The organism is Blautia sp. HCP3S3_G3 (assembly GCF_052063365.1).
Lineage (GTDB): Bacteria > Bacillota > Clostridia > Lachnospirales > Lachnospiraceae > Blautia_A.
Window position 1 is genome coordinate 75,713 of record NZ_JBQHXR010000005.1, and the last position, 20,542, is coordinate 96,254.

A 20,542-nucleotide genomic window follows, 5' to 3' on the forward strand; every position below is an offset into this window, starting at 1 on the left:
TCAAATATTACTGACAGGTGCTGTAATCACAGATGGGAAGGCGGCTGTCGGGAATCTTTATAATACGAATACAGGAGATAAGATTATGGAAAATCAGGAAAAACCTCACAAACGCCGTGTACGGTATTCCGGAACACATCCGAAGAGCTATAAGGAAAAATATAAAGAACATGATCCGGAGAAGTATGCGGATACGATTCAGAAAGTCATTCAAAAGGGTGGTACGCCTGCAGGAATGCATATTTCGATCATGGTAAAAGAAATACTGGATTTTCTTCAGATTCAGCCGGGGCAGACTGGCCTGGATGCAACTCTTGGATATGGAGGCCATACGCAGGAAATGCTGAAATGCCTGGATTTTAGAGGGCATCTTTATGCTCTGGATGTGGATCCGATTGAATCTGCCAAAACCAGAGAAAGACTGCAGAAGCTGGGATATGGAGAAGAAATCCTGACGATCCAGCTCCTGAATTTTGCCAACATAGATCAGGTTGCCGAAAAAGCCGGAAAGTTTGATTTTATCCTGGCGGATCTTGGTGTTTCCTCCATGCAGATTGACAATCCGGACCGTGGGTTTTCTTACAAAGTCGAGGGACCGCTGGATCTTCGCATGAATCCGGAAAAGGGAGTAAGTGCGGCTGAACGCCTGAAAGAAGTGGATAAAGAAGAACTGATTGGCATGCTTGTGGAAAACTCCGATGAGCCTTATGCACAGGAAATCGCATCAGCAGTTCAGGCTTACCAGAGAAGTGGGCGGGAAATCGTAACTACCACAGATTTGAAAAATGTAATTGAAAAAGCTCTGGAGTTTCTGCCTGCAGCAGACCGGAAAGAAGCAGTCAAAAAGTCCTGTCAGAGAACCTTTCAGGCATTGAGGATTGATGTGAACAGCGAATTTGAAGTGCTGTATGAATTTCTGGATAAGCTTCCGGATGTACTGGCACCGGGCGGTCGTGTGGCAATTCTCACCTTCCATTCAGGAGAGGACAGACTTGTGAAAAAGTCGTTTAAACAGTTGTATAAAGCAGGAATTTACAGTGAGATCGCGCAGGATGTCATTCGGCCGTCAAAGGAAGAATGCATCCGCAACAGCCGGGCAAAATCCACGAAAATGCGCTGGGCGGTACGTGCGTGATAGTTATCGGATCGTGTTTGGAATCTGTCTCAAATTTACTTGAATCAGAGAAAGGAAAATAATGGAAAATATCATTTGCAGATCAGCAAAAAAATGCGGGGGATGTCAGTATCAGGGCGTTCCCTATGAAGAACAGTTAAAGAAAAAACAGAAAATGGAAGAAAAGCTTCTGGGTAAATTCTGTAAGGTCAGCCCGATCATCGGAATGGAAAATCCCTATCACTACAGAAACAAAGTGCACAGTGCATTTGGAAGGGACAGGAAAGGAAATATTATTTCCGGCACCTATGAAGCCAGCACACATCATATCATTCCTGTGGAAGACTGCCTGATCGAAGACGAGAAATGTCAGGAAATTATCCGGACGATCCGTGGAATGCTGAAATCCTTCAAAATAAAAACTTATGATGAGGATACCGGTTATGGCCTGCTGCGTCATGTCATGGTGCGGCGCGGTTTTCAGACAGGAGAGATCATGGTGATTCTGGTCCTTGGCTCTCCGATTCTTCCTTCCAAGAATAACTTTGTCAAAGCACTCCGGCAGGTTCATCCGGAAATCACGACGGTCATCCTGAATATCAATGACAAGAGAACCAGCATGGTTCTTGGAGAACGGGAAAAAGCAATTTACGGACCCGGTTTTATCCGTGACCGTCTGTGCGGCTGTACATTCCGTATTTCGCCCAAGTCGTTTTATCAGGTGAATCCGGTGCAGACAGAGATTCTTTATGATACAGCTATCCGGTATGCAGGCCTTACCGGCAAAGAAACAGTGATCGATGCGTATTGCGGAATCGGTACGATCAGCCTGATTGCTGCCCGCCATGCCAAAAAGGTCATCGGTGTGGAACTGAATAAGGATGCTGTCCGCGATGCCCGTATCAATGCAAAGGAGAACCGGATTCAAAATGCAGAATTCCGCCAGGGCGATGCCGGCGAATTCATGGTTGCCATGGCAGACAATGATCAGCATGCAGATGTCGTCTTTATGGATCCTCCGCGCGCAGGCAGCGATGAGAAATTCCTGTCTTCTCTGGTTCGCTTGGCTCCAGATAAAATTATATACATTTCCTGTGGACCGGAATCACTTGCGCGGGACCTGAAGTATCTTGTGAAGCATGGGTATGAAGTGAAAAAAATACAGCCGACGGAATTATTTGCTTTTACGGAACACGTGGAGACGGTTGTCTTACTTTCCCAAAAAAGCCAGACGGACATATCAATGTAAAAGTTGAGTTTGCCGAAGGTGAGGGAAAAGTTCCGCTTGATGATATTACTCAAAGAGCGGAAAGCTACAAGCCCAAAGAAATGCGGCAGTTTTATTTGACGTTTCCAAATGGCTACGCATTGCGTAGCGAATTAAGTTGGACGCATTATCGGCTTTTGATGCGAGTGAAGAATGAAAATGCACGAGAATTTTATATGCAGGAAGCTGTAAAATCCCAATGGAGTACCAGACAACTTGAACGTCAGATAGATTGTCAGTTTAAAATCAGCAGAGGAGTATGAAATGATCTATCAGTGGAAATATCAAACCCCCGACGGGTTTTCGGATATGTTGATGAATAGTGACGGGGAGTATCTGACCGGGTTATGGTTTGAGGACTCCGGATATACCGCAAAACATGTGATAAATGGTGAGGAAAAAGAACTTCCGGTTTTTCAGGAGACCACAAGATGGCTGGATCAGTATTTCAGCGGAAAAAATCCGGATTTTACGCCGAAATACAGAATAAAGAATCTGACCGCATTCCGGGAAGAAGTAATCGGGATCATGAATGAGATTCCGTTTGGTAAAACGGTAACGTATGGAGAGATTGCCGGAAAGATTGCAGAACATCGCGGCCTGAAACGAATGTCCGCTCAGGCGGTTGGAGGTGCCGTGGGCTGGAATCCAATCTGTATTATTGTTCCATGTCACAGAGTGGTAGGTACGAACGGAAGTCTCATCGGATATGGCGGAGGGATGCAGAATAAAATTGCATTGCTGGCGCTTGAAGGACATGACATGAGTAAATTTTCAATTCCCTCAGAACAGGTGAATAAAAAGCAGATAAATCTATAAAGAAAATTACGTAAACAAATAGAATGATATTGGTGTCAAAAGCCATATTTCTTTATAATTAAAGTAATTGTTTATGAATTACTGTAAAAACAGAAGAAGGAGGAAAATACTTCGAATGAACACAGAAAACAGACTGCTGCAGCAGTTTGCAAAATATGTATCACAGAGTATTGCCGGAATGATCGGAATTTCGATTTACATACTGGCGGATACTTTTTTTATAGCCAGACATTCCGGAGCGGATGGACTGGCTGTATTGAATCTTGCCCTGCCGGTTTACGGGCTGATTTTTGCCATAGGCGCCATGATCGGAATCGGTTCTGCAACGCGATATGCGATCAGAAAAGCACAGGGAGAAAAGAATATTGATCATTATTTTACCAGTTCTGTTTTGTGGTGTGCGATCATCAGCATTCCGTTTATCCTTCTCGGGATATTTGTTCCGGAACAGGTCATGAAGTTGATGGGGGCGGATGAGACGATTATCCGTCTGGGAGTGAGCTATTTCCGGATTTTTCTAGGAGTGTCGCCGTTTTTTATGATCAATTATACATTTACTGCCTTTGCCAGAAATGACCATGCGCCGACACTGGTGATGATTGCTTCCCTTTGCGGAAGTTCATTTAATATTCTGTTTGACTATCTTTTTATGTTCCCGTGCGGGATGGGACTTGCCGGTGCTGCTCTGGCAACTGCACTGTCTCCGGTTGTTACCATGATGGTATGCTGTATTCATTATTTTGGAAAAAACTGCAGTGTGGGATTTCAATGGAGAGTTCCGTCCATCCGTCATCTGGCAGCCTGCTGTCAGTTTGGTGTTCCATCGTTTGTGGGAGAAATCAGCTCTGCAGTCACCACTGCTGTGTTTAATATGCTGATTCTCGGAATTGCCGGAAATACGGGAATTGCCGCATATGGCGTCATTGCAAATATTTCGCTGGTGGCGATGTCGATCTTTAACGGCATTTCCCAGGGAACACAGCCGCTGATCAGTAATTATTATGGAAGTGGAAACACCAGGTCCGTAAAAACACTTTTGAAATCCGGTATTTTTGTAACGATTCTGGCACAGGCAGTGATCATAGGTGGAACGTGGGGATTTACGGATCTTCTGATCGGGATTTTTAACAGCGAGGGCAATGCACTGCTTCTCCAATATGCCCATGATGGAATGCGGCTGTATTTTCTTGGATATGCACTTGCCGGAATCAATATTCTGCTTGCCGGATATTTTTCCGCAACAGGCAGAATTACACAGGCATTTGCCGCATCGATTTCCAGAGGCGTTGTGGCGATTGTGATCTGTGCAGTGATTATGGCAAAAATCTGGGGAATGAACGGTGTATGGCTGTCTTTTCTCGCGGCAGAAGTGATCACCTTTGCTGTGATCTTAGTGATGAACCGGAAAGAGAAACATTGACAAACAGGTTCCGTTGAATTAAAATAAATTTTCAGAGACTGCTGTTTAAATATGGAAACCTGAAATGAAAGCAATTTCAGCTGTTCGGCAGGTGATATCGATAAAGATACTGAACAGAAACCATCAAATTAATTTTGTGGAGGAATCACAGAAATGAGATACGAGTTTAAAAAAATCGAGCCCAAGTGGCAGGCGAAATGGGAAGAGAGTAAAATCTTCGAAGCCAAAGATAACAGCGACAAGCCGAAATTCTATGGCCTTGTGGAATTCCCATATCCAAGCGGTGCAGGTATGCATGTAGGACATATCAAAGCATACTCCAGCCTTGAGGTAATTTCCAGAAAACGCCGTATGGAAGGTTATAATGTACTTTTCCCGATTGGATTTGATGCATTTGGTCTGCCTACGGAGAACTATGCAGTGAAGACCGGAACACATCCGCGCATTATTACTGATGAGAATATCAAGAAATTTTCCAACCAGCTGAAAAGAGTCGGCTTTTCTTTTGACTGGAGCCGCGTGATCGATACAACAGATGAAGATTATTACAAATGGACCCAGTGGATTTTCCTGAAAATGTTCGAAAACGGTCTGGTGTTCAGAGACAGAACTCTGGTAAACTACTGCCCGCACTGCAAAGTTGTACTTTCCAATGAGGACAGCCAGGGCGGTAAGTGTGATATCTGCCACAGCGATGTCGTTCAGAAATCCAAAGATGTATGGTATCTGAGAATTACTCAGTATGCGGACAAGCTTCTGGAAGGTCTGAATGATGTGGATTATCCGGAAAATGTAAAACAGCAGCAGATCAACTGGATCGGCAAATCCAAAGGTGCGTTTGTAAACTTCACCATTGACGGAATTGACGAGAAATTAAGAATTTATACCACCAGACCGGATACCCTCTTTGGTGTGACCTTTATGGTAATCGCACCGGAACATCCGATCATTGACAAATATGCAGACAGAATTTCCAATATGGATGCAATCACTGCATACCGTACCGAATGTGCGAAGAAGACAGAGTTCGAAAGAACACAGCTTGTAAAAGATAAGACCGGTGTTCAGATCCAGGGACTGGAAGCAGTCAATCCTGTGAACGGCAAGAAGATTCCGATCTATATTGCAGACTATGTAATGATGGGCTATGGTACCGGCGCAATCATGGCAGTTCCGGCACATGACCAGCGTGACTATGATTTTGCAAAGAAATTCGGCATTGATATCATTGAAGTAATCAAAGGCGGCGATATCGCCAAAGAAGCCTACACAGGTGACGGCGAGATGGTGAACTCCGGATTCCTGAACGGATATACCAACAAACACGATTCCATCGAGCGCATGCTGGAAGAACTGGAGAAACGGGGCATCGGTGAAGCCGGCGTTCAGTATAAGATGAAAGACTGGGCATTCAACCGTCAGAGATACTGGGGTGAGCCGATTCCGCTTGTTCATTGTCCGAACTGCGGTGTTGTGGCAGTTCCTTATGAAGAACTTCCGCTGCGTCTGCCGGATGTAAAAGATTTTGAACCTGGTGAAGATGGACAGTCTCCTCTGGCGAAGATTGATTCCTTTGTAAACTGCACCTGTCCGAAATGCGGTGCAGCAGCGAAACGTGAGACAGATACCATGCCTCAGTGGGCAGGATCTTCCTGGTATTTCCTGAGATATATCGATCCTCACAACGAAAATGCCATTGCAGATATGGACAAGATGAAATACTGGATGCCTGTTGACTGGTATAACGGCGGTATGGAGCATGTTACCAGACATATGATCTACTCCAGATTCTGGCATCATTTCCTGTATGATCTTGGAATCGTGAATACTCCGGAACCTTACGCAAAACGTTCCATTCAGGGACTGATTCTCGGACCGGATGGAGACAAGATGAGCAAATCCAAGGGAAATGTAGTAGATCCGCTGGATATCGTGGAAGAATATGGTGCTGATACACTTCGTACCTATGTATTGTTCATGGGTGATTATGGTGCAGCTACACCATGGAATGACAGTTCTGTAAAAGGTTGTAAGAAATTCCTTGACCGTGTTGCAGGACTGACTGATATTGTATCGGATGCTCCTGTATCTTCCGAACTGGAAATGAAGATTCATCGTACCATCAAGAAGGTTTCTTCCGATATTGAAGGTCTGAAATTCAATACAGCGATTGCCAGTCTGATGACATTGATCAATGACATTACTGCAGAAGGACATCTGACAAAAGAGGATCTGATTATCTTTATCAAGCTGCTCAGCCCGTTTGCTCCTCATCTTTGTGAGGAAATCTGGGAGAGCCTTGGCGGAGAAGGTTTTGTTACTGTTTCTCCATGGCCGGAATTTGATGAATCCAAGACTGTTGCCAAGACAACAGAAATTGGTGTTCAGGTTAATGGAAAAGTCAGAGGAACCATTGTGATCCCGACAGGATGTGAAAAAGAAGAAGCATTTGCCATTGCAAAAGCGGATGAAAGAATTGCTTCCTTCCTGGAAGGCAAGAATCTGGTAAAAGAAATTTACGTACCAAATAAAATTGTTAACTTTGTTGCAAAATAAATGATCAGAAAGAGAGACCGCCATGTTTCATGATACGGTCTCTCTTGTTTATTATATCATAGGAAAGTGCTTTGCATTTTCCTATGATATAATAAAGCCCTCCGGGCAGGATTGCACTGCGGCGGAGAGGAAATATATTGCGAAAGCAATCCGTCGCAGGCGATGAATTGTATATGAAAGAAGGACAGAAAATATGGAAAAACATGAGATAATCATAAGGGAGGCAGGAGAAAAAGATGCGGAGGCATTGTTGGAGATTTACGCGCCATATGTAAAAAATACAGCGATTACCTTTGAATATGAAGTACCGTCTGTGGAAGAATTTGCAGAACGGATCCGGCATACCAGAGAGCGGTATCCCTATCTGGCTGCAGAGATAGATAGGAAAATTGTGGGATATGCCTATGTCAGCCCCTTTCATGACCGAAAAGCCTACGACTGGGCAGTAGAAACCTCCATTTATGTGGAGAGAAATCGAAAAGGTCTGGGAATCGGAAGAAAATTGTATGATGTACTGGAACAGGTTCTTGCACATCAGAATATTCTGAATTTGAATGCGTGTATCGCTTATCCGGATCCGGAAGATGAATATCTCACCAGGGACAGCGTCAGATTTCATGAACATCTGGGCTATCGTCTGGTAGGAGAATTTTATCAGTGCGGATACAAGTTCCATAGATGGTACAATATGGTGTGGATGGAGAAGCACATCGGTCGTCATCAGGAAAATCAGCCGGAAGTGATTCCATTTCGGAAACTCCCGGCAGATGTGAAAAAAATCTGCGGAATTCAGTAATAATTGCTATGGTAATGAATTTTCAAACATGCTCTAATCCGCAGAAAGCTGTTTTCTCATTTTCTGCGGTGTTTCACCGTACAGTTTTTTAAAGGTCCGCAGGAAAATCTTATAGTTGCTGATTCCGTGACTGGACATCAGATTTGTAATAGAATCATCGGAATACAGGAGTTCATCGTGGAAGCGCATGACCCGGATATCATTGACGTATTCCAGAAATGTCTGTCCGGTATATTTTTTAAAAATTCTGCAGAAATATTCCCGGCTGAGTCCGAGATTTCCTGCCGCATCATCCAGTGTCAGCGGTTCCCGGTAATGTTCCCCCACCCAGTCCATAGTCTGAATGATCCGAAGAATATCACGATGAGCTGCTTTCTGGCTGTCAGGTGTCAGCCAGTAGGAATAATTCTTATAAAGGCAGTATAACAGGTCATGAAGCCGTGCTGTAAAGAGCAGCGGATATCCGTCTTCTTTTTTTTCATAAATGTCCAGCATTTCCAGCAGGTAGAAGGCAGGCGATAGATGGACAGACACAGTGCGGTCATGCAAAGCGATGCTGTCAGAAGGCGGACTGACAGAAGCAAGGCTCTCTGCAGCATCGCTGCAAGCGGAAGCGGCATTTCGAGGAATCCAGGTGACAAAATGCAGAGAGGCAAAATTGGGAAAAAACTGCTGCAGGGACTTTGCAGAAATCTGCAGAAGAATATAGTCCGTTTTACTGGCGGAAGTCTGTGTCATATGGATATCATTGGAATTGATGATTAGAATATCGCCGGAAGATAATTCGTAGGTTTTTGCCTGAATCACAGCGGTCAGATGTCCGGAAATTATCATAAGAATTTCCATATACTCATGCCAGTGGGCGGGAATGGTACACTCCGGAGAATGCACATAATCAAAATGAGCAGGAATCCGGCTGTTTTCACGGACCATTTCATAAGTGTATGCGGGCATGAAAAAAATCCTCCCTTTTGTAGAATGGAATCGTTAGAGCGTGTTTGAAAATTCATTACCGATATCCGCACGCTCCACTTTGCAGGAAAGCGACTTTCAAACACGTTCTGGGGTATATTTGATATCGCAGGTCAATTCTGACAAAATTTCTTTCTTACATTTTAGAATAAAAAAACAAAAATATCAATATTGACCAAGAAATAGTTAAAAAAATGAATAGAAAAGCGTATGGAAATCCTTCATAATAAGTGTAACAGAAAAAATAATTGGAGGATTATTATGAAACTTAGAAAACGTCCATTTCCAGGTACTGTTTCTGATGCTGTGACTGAGCGTGAGACAAAGAACCGTAAATTAGCCAGAAAGGCAGCTGCAGAAGGCTTTGTTCTTCTGAAAAATGAAAATCATTTTCTTCCTTTACAAAAAGGAATCAAAATCGGACTTTACGGAGCCGGCGCGATCCGAACTATTAAGGGAGGAACCGGATCCGGTGATGTGAATGAACGTGACTGTGTCAATATTTATCAGGGAATGGTAAATGCCGGATATGAAGTGACCAGCAGAGAATGGCTGGAGGATTATGATGCATTGTATGTTCAGGCAAGAGAAGACTGGAAAAACGAGATTTTCAGAAGCTTGCCGGAATATGACAACAACTTTTTCCGCGCCTATTCCGCTGCACAGTTCCAGATGCCGTGCGGCAGCGCCATTGATGTGGAAGCTGCAAAAGCAGATGGAGCAGATATTGCCGTATTTGTTCTTGCCCGTATTGCCGGTGAAAATGCGGACCGTCATACTGCAGAAGGAGATTATCTGATCACTGCGGAAGAAAAAGCACTGCTTGCTCAGGTATGCGAAGCTTATCAGAATGTGGTACTTGTAATCAATACAGGCGGTCTTGTAGACCTTGGATTTGCAGAAGAATTTTCCAACATTCCTTCCATTCTGCAGTTTATGCAGGCGGGTCAGGAAGGCGGAAGCGCTTTTGCAGATGTGATCAGCGGTGATGTGACTCCATCCGGAAAAATGACAGACACCTGGGCTATGAAATATGAGGATTATCCGAATGCCTCCTTCTTCAGCCATAACAGCGGTGATGTTTACAAAGAGGAATATAAAGAAGGCATTTATGTAGGATACCGTTACTTTGATACTTTTGATGTGCCGGTGCGTTATTGCTTTGGATACGGACTTTCCTACACCACATTTGAAGTGAATGGCGGTGAAATTTCCGTAAACGGTATGGGTACAGCAAAACCGATGGTATCGGTTAATATGACAGTCAAAAATACCGGTGATACTTATTCGGGAAAAGAAGTTGCTCAGATTTATGTATCCTGTCCGCAGGGCAGACTTCCGAAAGAATACCGTCGTCTTGCAGGCTTTGGCAAAACAGGTATTCTGGCTCCGGGCGAAAGTCAGGCTATGGAAATTTCCTTTGCTCTTTATCAGCTGGCTTCCTACAGTGAAGAAATGGCAGCGTGGGTTGTGGAAAAAGGTACTTATGGTATCTGGGCAGGAAATTCTCTGGAAAGTGCAGAACTGATCGGTTCTTTGCATCTGGATGAAGATGCTGTGATGGTTCAGTGTGAACATATCTGCGAGAGAAAGCAGGATATGGAAGAGCTGCTTCCGGATGCAGGAAAAATGCAGGAAAAAGAAGCTGCATGGCATGCTTTGGCGGAAAAGCTTCCGGCAGTAGAAATAAAGGCTTCTGAAATTGTAACAGAAACGATACAGTATTCCGGACTTTCGGATGAACTTCCGGGAAAAGCCGGAGAAATCACAGAGAGTCTGTCTCTGGATCAGCTGGTTGCATTTGCTACCGGTGATATCAATGCAGGACAGAGCGAACTTGGTTCTGCAGGACAGACCGTTCCGGGTGCTGCAGCAGAAACCGTTTCTGTAGCTGCGATGGATCCGTGGAATGTGGCTAGTATGGTTCTTGCAGACGGACCTGCAGGTATTCGTCTGAAACAGTCTTATCAGGTTGTTGACGGAAAAATCGAAGCAGGCGAGTTCCTGGAAGCTCTGGAAGGCGGATTCTTTGCAGGAAAACGTGAGAAGAAAGGAACTACCTATCATCAGTATTGTACAGCAATTCCGGTTGGAACACTTCTTGCCCAGACCTGGAATGTGGAACTGATCAAAGAAGTCGGTGAAATGATCGGTCATGAAATGGAACTGTTTGAAGTGACCCTGTGGCTGGCTCCAGGCATGAATATTCACAGAAATCCTCTTTGCGGAAGAAACTTTGAATATTATTCCGAGGATCCGCTTCTTTCCGGTATGATGGCAGCAGCCATGACACTTGGCGTGCAGAAAGTGCCGGGATGCGGAACTACCATCAAGCATTTTGCATGCAACAATCAGGAAGACAACCGTATGGGATCTGACAGTGTGCTTTCCGAGAGAACGCTCCGTGAGATTTATCTGAAAGGCTTTGAAATTGCAGTAAAGAACTCTCAGCCGATGTCTATGATGACATCCTACAATCTGATCAATGGCGTTCACGCTGCCAACTGTTATGATATCTGTACAAAGGCTGCCAGAGATGAATGGGGATTTGCCGGAGCAATTATGACAGACTGGACAACAACAACGGATTCCACTGCAGGTGTATGTACCGCTTCCGGATGTATGCGTGCCGGAAACGATATGGTTATGCCGGGAGATCCGTCTGATCATGAAAATATCCGTAAGGAACTGGAAGAGGGAACTCTGGATATCCGCGAACTGAAACGCTGCGTATGCAATACCGTCAGAGTAGCGCTTCAGTCCAACCAGTATGAAGATGCGGTAAGCTATCTGGAACAGTTTGAAGGACTGGATTGTTATATGACTGCTAAATAAAAGAAATGTGGAAAGGTGCTGTCTGTAAAAGGGCGGCATCCTTTTTTGTTTAGATGTATCGCAGGGTTTTCCGTGGGACTTTTTCCTTGCGTGCTGTCTGCAGATAATCTATAATAACTTTTATAAAAGATTTCATGCAGGTGAAAACAATGAATGAGATGAAACGAAATAATAAAGTCAGAATTGCAAAATATATTTCGCAGAGAGGAATGACTTCGAAGGCTGAAATTTCTTCTCGGCTGAATCTGAGCATGCCGACTACTCTTCAGAATGTGAAAGAACTGGTGGAGGCCGGCGTGGTGGAGGAGAGCGGGGTTTTTGAATCCACAGGCGGCAGGAAAGCCAAAGCACTGTCTATTTCTGCGGATGTAGGCTATACGGCAGGAATGGATATTACAGCCAATCATATTACGTTTGTACTGGTCAATATGAGGCGGGAGCCGGTAAATAAGAAGAGAATCCGCATTCCTTATGAAAATACCTATTCTTACTATGGGAAAATGGGGGAACTGCTGCACGATTTTATAGAAGAGTCAGGTGTCAGTGAGGCGAAAATCATCGGTGTGGGAATTTCTCTCCCGGGAATTGTGAATCAGGAAGAAAAAGTCCTGCTTCGTTCCCACGCATTAAATGTGAAAAATGTCAGTTTTAAAACGATAGAACATGCAATCGGTTTTCCGTATGCTCTGGAAAATGATGCCAACAGTGCAGCTTATGCGGAACTTACAGGGAGTGAGAATCATACGATTTACCTTTCCCTGAGCAATACGGTAGGAGGGGCTATTTATCTTCATGACAAACTGTATCCGGGAGAAAATTTCAGGAGCGGTGAATTTGGCCATATGATCATTGAGAAAGGCGGACGCCCATGCTACTGCGGCAAGCGGGGATGCGCAGATGCCTATTGTTCCGCGAAGGTGCTGCAGCGCCTGACGGATGACAATCTGGAGCTGTTTTTCCGGAAGCTGAAAGAAGGAGAGAAAACCTGTGTGCAGATCTGGGAAGAATATCTGGATGATCTTGCTGTGGTCGTTTCCAATCTTCGGATGGCTTTTGACTGTGATATTGTTCTTGGAGGATATGTGGGAGGTTATCTGGAAGAGTTTCTGCCGGAGCTTGGAAGAAAAATCATGGAGTATAATAAATTTGATCTGGATACCTCGTATTTGCGAACCGGGAAATATAAATTGGAAGCTGCGGCATACGGTGTTACCCTGAAATTTATAGAACGCTTTTTTGATACATTATAGAGCGTGTTTGAAAAAGGCTTTCCGACAGATTGGGACGCACATCTGTCGGAAAGCCTTTCGGGCAGGAGTCTTTCCTGTATATGGATGAGTTCAGAGTCAGGATTTTTTTATGTGGCTCTCGTAGTCTTTCAGTGAGCGGATGGCCTGTCCTGACAGAGGGAAAAGAGCCAGCATATTGAAAATCGTCATCAGTCCGATTCCGATATCACCCAGATCCCAGACAAAGGTGTAGGCAGCCAGTCCCCCGATAAAGAGCATCACAAGTGCAAGGATTTTATAAAGTGTCTGTGAAAGCCAGTTATCGCCGAAAAGATAGGCGATGTTTGGCCTTGCATAAAACAGAATGCCGATAAAGGTGGAGAAACTGAACAGCCATAATGTGGCGGCTATAAAAATAACGCCGAATCTTCCAAGGTGATGGCTCATGGCGGTCTGAAGCAGATCCATACCGGTCAGACCTGCGGTCAGTTCCACCGGAGCCAGAAGCATGATCATGGCAGAACAGCTGCAGATCACGATGGTATCGATGAATACGCCGAATGCCTGCAGCAGACCTTCTTTGGCAGGATGACTGATATCGGCAGCTGCAGCAGCGCAGGGAGCAGAACCGGAACCGGCTTCATTGGAAAAAAGCCCGCGCTTGGCTCCGTTCATCAGTACAGCGCCAAACCCTCCTGCCACTGCCTGTCGGAGACCGAATGCTTCTTCAAAAATCTGCCGGAAAACGGCTGGAAGCTGTCCGGCATTTTTTACAATAATAAATATGGTGATTAGAAAATAACAGCCTGCCATCACAGGTACGATTACATCCAGCACTTTTACTGTAGCGTTTTTTCGAAGAACAATGACTGCTGCAAAAATAACAAGTACAATTGTCGTATAAAGCGGTGGGATATGAAAAGCATTTTCAAATGCGGAGGAAACCGAGTTTCCGATTACCTGGCTGATTCCGCACCAGCAAAGCAGTCCTGACAGAGCAAATAAAGAGGCAATGACGGAGCGTTTCAGGCGATGTCCTTTTTTGTAAAAAAGATGATGGATATAATAAGCCGGACCACCGCGGAATCCGCCGTAAAGGGGATCTTTTTCTTTATACAGCTGTGCAAGTGTTGCTTCTATAAATGCAGTGGAGGAGCCGAGAAGGGCTGTAACCCACATCCAGAATACCGCACCTGCACCACCCATGGAAATAGCGGCAACGACTCCTACCAGATTGCCCATTCCGACTCTGGTGGCTGTGGAAATGATCAGTGCCTGTACACCGGATATAGAGTTTTTTTCGGAACTGGTTTTCTTCTCCACAGAGATTTTCAGCATTTCAGGAAAGAGGCGGAAAGGAAGGAACCTTGTACGGATGGTAAAATAAATACCTGCGGGTATCAGGAGCAGAACCAGCAGGGAAAGCCCGATGGAACTGCCGCCGGGAAGCGGGATTGTGACAAGATCTCCCCATAGAAGATTGTAAAAAAACTGTATAAACGACATGTCGATTTCCTCCGGATAATAAAGTTGGTTGCCCCGTACAGGTGTTAGCCAGTGTCGTCTGACTGTCATTAACAGATGACGGGGAACACATATGTTTCAGTATATAGTAGAAATGCGAATATGTAAACAATTGTTCAGAAAGAAGGGAAAATTGTGGACAGAAAAATTATACATGTGGATATGGATGCTTTTTTTGCTTCTGTGGAAAGCAGAGATCATCCGGAACTTGCCGGTAAGCCGCTGATTATCGGAGCCCTTCCGCAGGAACGCGGCGTGGTATCTACCTGCAGCTATGAAGCAAGGAAATACGGAGTACGTTCCGCCATGAATATCAAGGAGGCTTACCGCCGCTGTCCGCAGGGAATCTATATGCATCCGGACATCCGGAAGTACCGGGAAGTATCTGCACAGCTTCATGAAATCTGGGGTACATATACCGATGTGATGGAATATATTTCGCTGGATGAAGGATATCTTGATGTGACAGGCAGCATCCGGCTTTTTGGCAGTGCCCGGAATATTGGACAGATGATCCGGGAACGGACCAGAAAAGAAGTGGGGCTGACCTGTTCTGTGGGAATCGGATACAGCAAGGCGACGGCAAAATTTGCCAGTGAGGAGAAAAAGCCGGATGGATTTTTTGAAATTCCGGATCAGGAATTCTTTCGGGAACTGATAAAAAAACGGAAAATAGAAGTTCTTCTCGGGGTGGGAAACCGTTCCTCTGAAAAGCTGCATGAAATGCACATTTACACTGTGCAGGATCTGTTGGAAAATCAAAAGCGTGTAGAGGAAGTGTTCGGCAAAAGAGGTCGTCAGATTGTAGAAATTGCGCAGGGAATTGATGAGAGGGAAGTGGTTCCCTATTATGAATCCGAAGCCAAATCCATCAGCAGGGAACACACCTTTCAGCAGGATTCTTCAGACCTGGAATATCTGAAAAGCTACCTTCGGATTTTTGCAAAGGAATTGAGTCTGAAACTGCGTTCCAGGGGATGTTATTGTCAGACGGTGACGCTGAAGATTACCTATGCTTCCATGAAAGGGATTACCCGTTCGCAGACGGTGGAACCGACAAACAGCACAGAAACGATTTATCATACAGCTGCGGGACTGCTTGAGAAAATTCCGTTTCAGCCGATTCGACTGATTGGAATCGGAACTGGTAATTTTACAGAGAGCAAAACAGAGCAGATTTCCCTCTGGAATCTGAAAGATGTGGAAAAAGAGAACAAAAAAGAGGAGTTAAATCAAAAACTGTTCGGACTTCAGAAAAAATACGGTTCCGGTATTATCAAAACTGCCGCAGAACTGGAAGCCGAGACAAAAATCCGGATGAAAGCAGAGAAAAAAACGCCGCATCGTTTTTAAAACGAGAACCGGAAAGGCAATATATAACTGTCATTGTCAAAGACAGGAATTATTACTAAATAAAAAGAAAATAGAAATGAAGCAGAAAAACAAAAATGAAACAGAAGATCAGAGTTGACAAGTCGCAGAAGAGATGATAAAATTTCCCAGAAATGTAACATCCGTGAGGGAGTAGTTGGCATAGAAATATGTGGCAAGTCAACATACTGACTGAGAGGTCTGGCTTGCATTAAATAACGAGACTCATGTATAGAGGGATAGTGTCTATACATGGTCTTTTTTTGTACCCAGGTATAGGCGTGTCGCCTCACCTGGTTTTTTTACATCATATTTCTTTGTATTTCAGGAAAGTGCGTTGTATTTTTCTGTGGTATAAAAAATATGACCGTGATTCTATTTTACGAAGGAGGATAAAATGGGACTTTTTGAACTTTTTGTACTGGCAGTGGGACTGTCTATGGATGCGTTTGCCGTATCTGTCTGTAAGGGGCTTTCTCTTGGAAAAATCAACTGGAAGCATATGGCGACGGCAGGTTTGTGGTTTGGCGGATTTCAGGCGCTGATGCCGCTGATCGGGTATCTGGGGGGAAGGTATTTTACAGATATGATCACTCATTACGCACACTGGATCGCGTTTGCTCTGCTGCTGTTTATCGGAGCCAGCATAGTGAAGGAATCTTTTGGAGAAGAGGAAGAGATGGATGGCTCCATGGCTGCCAGAGATATGTTTATTCTGGCGGTGGCGACCAGTATTGATGCACTTGCGGTTGGTGTGACCTTTGCATTTCTGAAGGTTGCGATTATCCCGGCAATCTGCTTTATCGGTGTGGTAACCTTTGTCTGTTCTGCGGCAGGGGTGAAGATTGGAAGTCTTTTTGGCATGAAATACAAGTCAAAAGCAGAATTGTGCGGTGGTATCATTCTGATTCTGATCGGATTGAAAATTCTTCTGGAAGGACTTGGAATTCTGGCATGAAACAGATTGCAGATTTGCACATACATTCCCGGTATTCTATGGCAACCAGCAAAGAAGGAACACCGGAATATCTGGATCTCTGGGCAAGAAAAAAGGGAATTTCCATGGTGGGAACCGGCGATTTTACTCATCCTGCATGGAGAGAGGAACTGAGAGAAAAACTGGTCCGGACAGAAGATGGATTATACCGGCTGAAAGAGGAATATCTTCCGTCAGAAACAGCAGCATATGCGGAGAAATCTCCGTTATTTGTGATATCCGGAGAAATCAGTTCCATTTATAAGAAAAATGGAAAGACAAGAAAGGTGCATAATGTCATTCTCCTTCCGGGGCTGGAAGAAGCAGAAAAACTGTCCGAAAAGCTGGGAAAAATAGGAAATATCCATTCGGATGGAAGGCCGATTCTTGGTCTGGACAGTCATGATCTGCTGGAAATGCTGCTGGAAACATGTTCTTCGGGAATCCTGATTCCGGCACACGTCTGGACACCGCATTTTGGGCTGTTTGGAGCTTGTTCCGGTTTTGATACGATGGAAGAATGCTTTGGAGATCTGACACCTTATGTACATGCTGTAGAAACAGGACTTTCTTCCGATCCACCGATGAACTGGAGACTTTCCGCCCTGGATGGGATTCAGCTGGTGTCCAATTCAGATGCACATTCTCCGTCAAAGCTTGGAAGAGAAGCCACTCTTCTGGACTGCGACGCTTCCTATGAAGGGCTGTACAGGGCAGTTCAGGAAGGAAAAGGTCTGGACGGGACACTGGAATTTTTTCCGGAAGAGGGGAAATATCACTATGACGGACATTGGAGATGTCAGGTATGCCTCAGTCCGAAAGAAGCAGAAGCCTGCGGCGGAATATGTCCGGTTTGTGGAAAAAAACTCACAATGGGAGTGGATCACCGGATTGGGCAGCTGGCGGACCGGGAGGAAGGTTACGTAAAAAAAGATGCCAGGCCCTTTGAGAGTCTGGTTCCTCTGCCTGAGGTGTTATCTGCCGTGATGGGATATTCGGCAGCAAGTAAGAAAGTACAGGGAGAATATGAACGTTTGCTGTCCAGTCTTGGCCCGGAGTTTTCTATTCTGAGAGAAATCCCGCTGGAGGATATTCAGAGAGAAGGCGGTACGCAGGCAGCAGATGGAATACGCAGAATGCGTGAGGGAAGTGTGATCCGGCGCCCCGGATATGACGGAGAATATGGACAGATTCTTCTGTTTGCTGATGAGGAAAAATAGAACGAAAATTTCAGGATTCACGGGAAAACGTTGAAATCAGTGGAATGATATGATAGGATAAAGAAATAAAAAGGTTACTGTTCACAGTAACACAAAAATGATTTTTGAATGGATGAGAAAAGTACAGCTGACAAAAAATACAGGTTAATTTAAGCAACAGGAGAACAGACAATGAGTGTATTAGACAGTGTAAAAGCAGTAAAAAAAGCAGAAGCCGGAATGGCATCGCAGCCGGAAGAAGTACGTAATCGTGCTCTGGAAGAGATTGGGCGAAGCCTGGAAGAGAATCAGAAACTGATTTTTGAGGCGAATGCAGAAGATATGGAGCAGGCCAGAAAAGAAGGAAAAGCAGCGCCGATTCTGAAAAGACTGGAACTGAATGCGGATAAGCTTCAGGTTCTGGTCAGTGGAATCCAGGACCTGATTCATCTGCCTGATCCGCTTTTTAAGACACAGCTTGCGAGAGAATTGGATAAAGGACTGACTCTTTATCGGGAAAGCTGTCCGATCGGAACCATCGGTATTATTTTTGAAGCAAGACCGGACGCACTTGTTCAGATTTCCACTCTTTGTGTAAAGAGCGGCAACTGTGTGATCTTAAAAGGCGGCAGTGAGGCGGCGAGAACGAACAGAGTCCTGTTTCAGCTGATCTATCAGGCGGTATTGAAAGCCGGACTTCCGGAGAATTGCCTGCTTCAGCTGGAAGACCGGGAGGAAATTGCAGAACTTCTGAAATGTTCCGGATATGTGGATCTGCTGATTCCGCGCGGTTCCAATAATTTTGTGCGCTATATCATGGAAAATACCAAAATTCCGGTTATGGGGCATGCGGATGGAATCTGCCATATTTATGTGGACAGAGAAGCAGATCTGGAAAAAGCAGTTCCGATTATTTTTGATGCCAAGACACAGTATGTGGCTGCCTGCAATACCGTAGAAACGCTTCTGGTCCACAGAGAAATTGCAGCAGAGCTTTTGCCGAAGCTGAAAGAGGCCATGGATGGCAAAGTAGAGATCAGAGGAACAGAAGAAGTACAGAGACTGATTTCCTGTGCGGCCGCTACAGAAGAGGATTTTGCAAAGGAATATATGGATTATATTATATCTGTGAAGCTTGTGGACAGTCTGGAAGAAGCGATTGAGCATATCAATACCTATGGTTCTCACCATACAGACTGTATTATTACGGAAGACGCCGGGGCTGCTGAGAAATTCATGCGTATGGTGGATTCCGCCGGGGTTTATCAGAATTGTTCCACCCGTTTTGCAGATGGATATCGTTATGGCTTTGGTGCGGAAGTGGGGATCAGCACCAGCAAGATCCATGCGAGGGGGCCGGTTGGTCTGGAAGGTCTGGTAAGCTATAAATATAAGCTTTTTGGAAGCGGACAGATTGTTGGAGATTATGCATCGGGAAAGAGTCAGTTCCATTTCAGAGATCTTTAATCGGGAAAATCAGTCTGGCAGATGATCAGACGAAGCTGTCAGGGATGAAAAAATAATAACCGGACAGCATCAATCAGACAAAAAAGAAAGCTGATTTGGTATTTCACAAAAGGCTCAGTAAGAGATATAATAAAGGTATACGAAAACAGATGCCTGGGGTAAGCAAAAACAGAAATGTAAAGGAGAGTAATTATGATTATTTATGCCGCAAAAGATTATCAGGACATGAGCAGAAAGGCAGCGAATATTATGTCTGCCCAGATTATTATGAAGCCGGATGCAGTTCTTGGACTGGCGACCGGTTCCACTCCGGTGGGTATGTATCAGCAGCTTGTTGAGTGGTATCAGAAGGGAGATCTGGATTTTTCCAGAGTGTCCAGCGTGAATCTGGACGAATACCGTGGACTTTCCGGTGACAATGAGCAGAGCTACCGTTATTTCATGAACACCAATCTTTTTGATCATGTAAATATTGATAAATCCAGAACTTTTGTGCCGAATGGACTGGAGGAAGATGCTGATAAAGCGTGCGCGGACTATAATGCAATCATCCACAGCATGGGTGGTGTGGATATGCAGCTTCTGGGAATCGGCGGAAACGGTCATATCGGTTTCAATGAGCCGGGAGATGCTTTTGAAAAAGAAACACATGTAGTGGATCTTACCGAGAGTACGATTCAGGCAAATTCCAGATTCTTCGAGAGTATGGATGAAGTTCCGAAACAGGCATATACAATGGGAATCAAGAATATTATGGCTGCCAGAAAGATTCTTCTGGTTGCAACAGGAGCTGCAAAGGCGCAGGCACTGTATGATTCTCTGTACGGACCGATCACTCCGAATGTACCGGCATCTATTCTGCAGCTTCATAATGACCTGACGGTAGTGGCAGACGAAGATGCACTGTCTCTGATCAGAGAAGAAGGACTTCTGTAATGTTTTTATAAATTTTGTACATATGCGATAAACCAGACAGACACGGTATTTTACTGCAGGC

Annotated in this window: 15 protein-coding genes and 1 pseudogene; 14 read left to right on the forward strand and 2 right to left on the reverse strand. The window is 44.7% G+C overall.

Features of this window, described 5'->3' with window-relative positions; genetic code table 11:
* The first annotated feature begins 85 nt into the window (after positions 1-85).
* The 7 genes from rsmH (at position 86) to ACTNEW_RS07325 (ending at position 7,972) form a co-directional block, all read left to right on the forward strand.
* A complete protein-coding gene (gene rsmH / locus ACTNEW_RS07295) occupies positions 86-1,135 on the forward strand; it encodes a 16S rRNA (cytosine(1402)-N(4))-methyltransferase RsmH (protein WP_441059513.1) in 1,050 nt (349 codons plus the stop codon).
* Positions 1,136-1,196: 61 nt separating this feature from the next.
* Entirely contained in the window at positions 1,197-2,363 is a 1,167-nt protein-coding gene (gene rlmD, locus ACTNEW_RS07300) for a 23S rRNA (uracil(1939)-C(5))-methyltransferase RlmD (RefSeq protein WP_441059515.1), read from the forward strand.
* An 80-nt stretch (positions 2,364-2,443) separates the two neighbouring features.
* Positions 2,444-2,644, forward strand: a complete 201-nt coding sequence (locus ACTNEW_RS07305; protein WP_441059517.1) for a DUF1016 N-terminal domain-containing protein — start codon at positions 2,444-2,446, stop codon at positions 2,642-2,644.
* Position 2,645: 1 nt separating this feature from the next.
* A complete protein-coding gene (locus tag ACTNEW_RS07310) occupies positions 2,646-3,200 on the forward strand; it encodes a methylated-DNA--[protein]-cysteine S-methyltransferase (protein WP_441059519.1) in 555 nt (184 codons plus the stop codon).
* A gap of 115 nt (positions 3,201-3,315) precedes the next feature.
* Complete coding sequence (locus ACTNEW_RS07315) at positions 3,316-4,620, forward strand: MATE family efflux transporter (protein ID WP_441059521.1); 1,305 nt, start codon at positions 3,316-3,318, stop codon at positions 4,618-4,620.
* Between the two features lie 153 nt (positions 4,621-4,773).
* A complete protein-coding gene (gene leuS, locus ACTNEW_RS07320; protein ID WP_441059523.1) occupies positions 4,774-7,176 on the forward strand; it encodes a leucine--tRNA ligase in 2,403 nt (800 codons plus the stop codon).
* A 193-nt stretch (positions 7,177-7,369) separates the two neighbouring features.
* Complete coding sequence (locus ACTNEW_RS07325; RefSeq protein ID WP_441059525.1) at positions 7,370-7,972, forward strand: N-acetyltransferase family protein; 603 nt, start codon at positions 7,370-7,372, stop codon at positions 7,970-7,972.
* Between the two features lie 33 nt (positions 7,973-8,005).
* Here the strand turns inward: ACTNEW_RS07325 and ACTNEW_RS07330 are convergent, their stop codons facing one another.
* Positions 8,006-8,926, reverse strand: coding sequence for a helix-turn-helix domain-containing protein (locus ACTNEW_RS07330; protein ID WP_441059527.1), 921 nt, complete (start codon positions 8,924-8,926; stop codon positions 8,006-8,008).
* Positions 8,927-9,205: 279 nt separating this feature from the next.
* On the opposite strand from ACTNEW_RS07330, the gene ACTNEW_RS07335 reads away from it, so the two are divergent.
* Both ACTNEW_RS07335 and ACTNEW_RS07340 read left to right on the forward strand, forming a co-directional pair.
* The gene (locus ACTNEW_RS07335) at positions 9,206-11,779 is read left to right on the forward strand and encodes a glycoside hydrolase family 3 C-terminal domain-containing protein (RefSeq protein ID WP_441059529.1); all 2,574 of its coding nucleotides are present in this window, start codon (positions 9,206-9,208) and stop codon (positions 11,777-11,779) included.
* 149 nt (positions 11,780-11,928) lie between these two features.
* Positions 11,929-13,029, forward strand: a complete 1,101-nt coding sequence (locus tag ACTNEW_RS07340; protein ID WP_441059531.1) for an ROK family protein — start codon at positions 11,929-11,931, stop codon at positions 13,027-13,029.
* A gap of 96 nt (positions 13,030-13,125) precedes the next feature.
* Here the strand turns inward: ACTNEW_RS07340 and ACTNEW_RS07345 are convergent, their stop codons facing one another.
* Complete coding sequence (locus ACTNEW_RS07345) at positions 13,126-14,514, reverse strand: alanine/glycine:cation symporter family protein (RefSeq protein WP_441059533.1); 1,389 nt, start codon at positions 14,512-14,514, stop codon at positions 13,126-13,128.
* 153 nt (positions 14,515-14,667) lie between these two features.
* Here ACTNEW_RS07345 and dinB point away from each other — a divergent pair, with 153 nt between their 5' ends.
* From dinB to nagB, 5 genes and pseudogenes are all read left to right on the forward strand, one after another.
* Positions 14,668-15,885 (forward strand): DNA polymerase IV, encoded by a 1,218-nt coding sequence (gene dinB, locus ACTNEW_RS07350; RefSeq protein WP_441059535.1) that lies wholly within the window; start codon positions 14,668-14,670, stop codon positions 15,883-15,885.
* Between the two features lie 415 nt (positions 15,886-16,300).
* The gene (locus tag ACTNEW_RS07355; protein WP_441059537.1) at positions 16,301-16,861 is read left to right on the forward strand and encodes a manganese efflux pump MntP; all 561 of its coding nucleotides are present in this window, start codon (positions 16,301-16,303) and stop codon (positions 16,859-16,861) included.
* A pseudogene (locus ACTNEW_RS07360) lies at positions 16,858-18,093 on the forward strand (endonuclease Q family protein); the annotation flags it as partial. The gene ACTNEW_RS07355 and the pseudogene ACTNEW_RS07360, both read left to right, overlap by 4 nt.
* 177 nt (positions 18,094-18,270) lie before the next feature.
* The gene (locus ACTNEW_RS07365) at positions 18,271-19,545 is read left to right on the forward strand and encodes a glutamate-5-semialdehyde dehydrogenase (RefSeq protein ID WP_441059539.1); all 1,275 of its coding nucleotides are present in this window, start codon (positions 18,271-18,273) and stop codon (positions 19,543-19,545) included.
* Between the two features lie 192 nt (positions 19,546-19,737).
* Complete coding sequence (nagB, locus tag ACTNEW_RS07370) at positions 19,738-20,481, forward strand: glucosamine-6-phosphate deaminase (protein ID WP_441059541.1); 744 nt, start codon at positions 19,738-19,740, stop codon at positions 20,479-20,481.
* Positions 20,482-20,542: the final 61 nt, after the last annotated feature.

Bases quoted from the DNA above. Each gene is read 5' to 3' on its own strand.
- ACTNEW_RS07315 (WP_441059521.1), top strand. From the start codon at position 3,316: ATGAACACAGAAAACAGACTGCTGCAGCAGTTTGCAAAATATGTATCA.
- ACTNEW_RS07325 (WP_441059525.1), top strand. From the start codon at position 7,370: ATGGAAAAACATGAGATAATCATAAGGGAGGCAGGAGAAAAAGATGCG.
- ACTNEW_RS07335 (WP_441059529.1), top strand. From the start codon at position 9,206: ATGAAACTTAGAAAACGTCCATTTCCAGGTACTGTTTCTGATGCTGTG.
- rlmD (WP_441059515.1), top strand. From the start codon at position 1,197: ATGGAAAATATCATTTGCAGATCAGCAAAAAAATGCGGGGGATGTCAG.
- ACTNEW_RS07365 (WP_441059539.1), top strand. From the start codon at position 18,271: ATGAGTGTATTAGACAGTGTAAAAGCAGTAAAAAAAGCAGAAGCCGGA.
- ACTNEW_RS07345 (WP_441059533.1), bottom strand. From the start codon at position 14,514: ATGTCGTTTATACAGTTTTTTTACAATCTTCTATGGGGAGATCTTGTC.
- leuS (WP_441059523.1), top strand. From the start codon at position 4,774: ATGAGATACGAGTTTAAAAAAATCGAGCCCAAGTGGCAGGCGAAATGG.
- ACTNEW_RS07330 (WP_441059527.1), bottom strand. From the start codon at position 8,926: ATGCCCGCATACACTTATGAAATGGTCCGTGAAAACAGCCGGATTCCT.
- ACTNEW_RS07340 (WP_441059531.1), top strand. From the start codon at position 11,929: ATGAATGAGATGAAACGAAATAATAAAGTCAGAATTGCAAAATATATT.
- ACTNEW_RS07305 (WP_441059517.1), top strand. From the start codon at position 2,444: ATGCGGCAGTTTTATTTGACGTTTCCAAATGGCTACGCATTGCGTAGC.
- ACTNEW_RS07310 (WP_441059519.1), top strand. From the start codon at position 2,646: ATGATCTATCAGTGGAAATATCAAACCCCCGACGGGTTTTCGGATATG.
- nagB (WP_441059541.1), top strand. From the start codon at position 19,738: ATGATTATTTATGCCGCAAAAGATTATCAGGACATGAGCAGAAAGGCA.
- ACTNEW_RS07355 (WP_441059537.1), top strand. From the start codon at position 16,301: ATGGGACTTTTTGAACTTTTTGTACTGGCAGTGGGACTGTCTATGGAT.
- rsmH (WP_441059513.1), top strand. From the start codon at position 86: ATGGAAAATCAGGAAAAACCTCACAAACGCCGTGTACGGTATTCCGGA.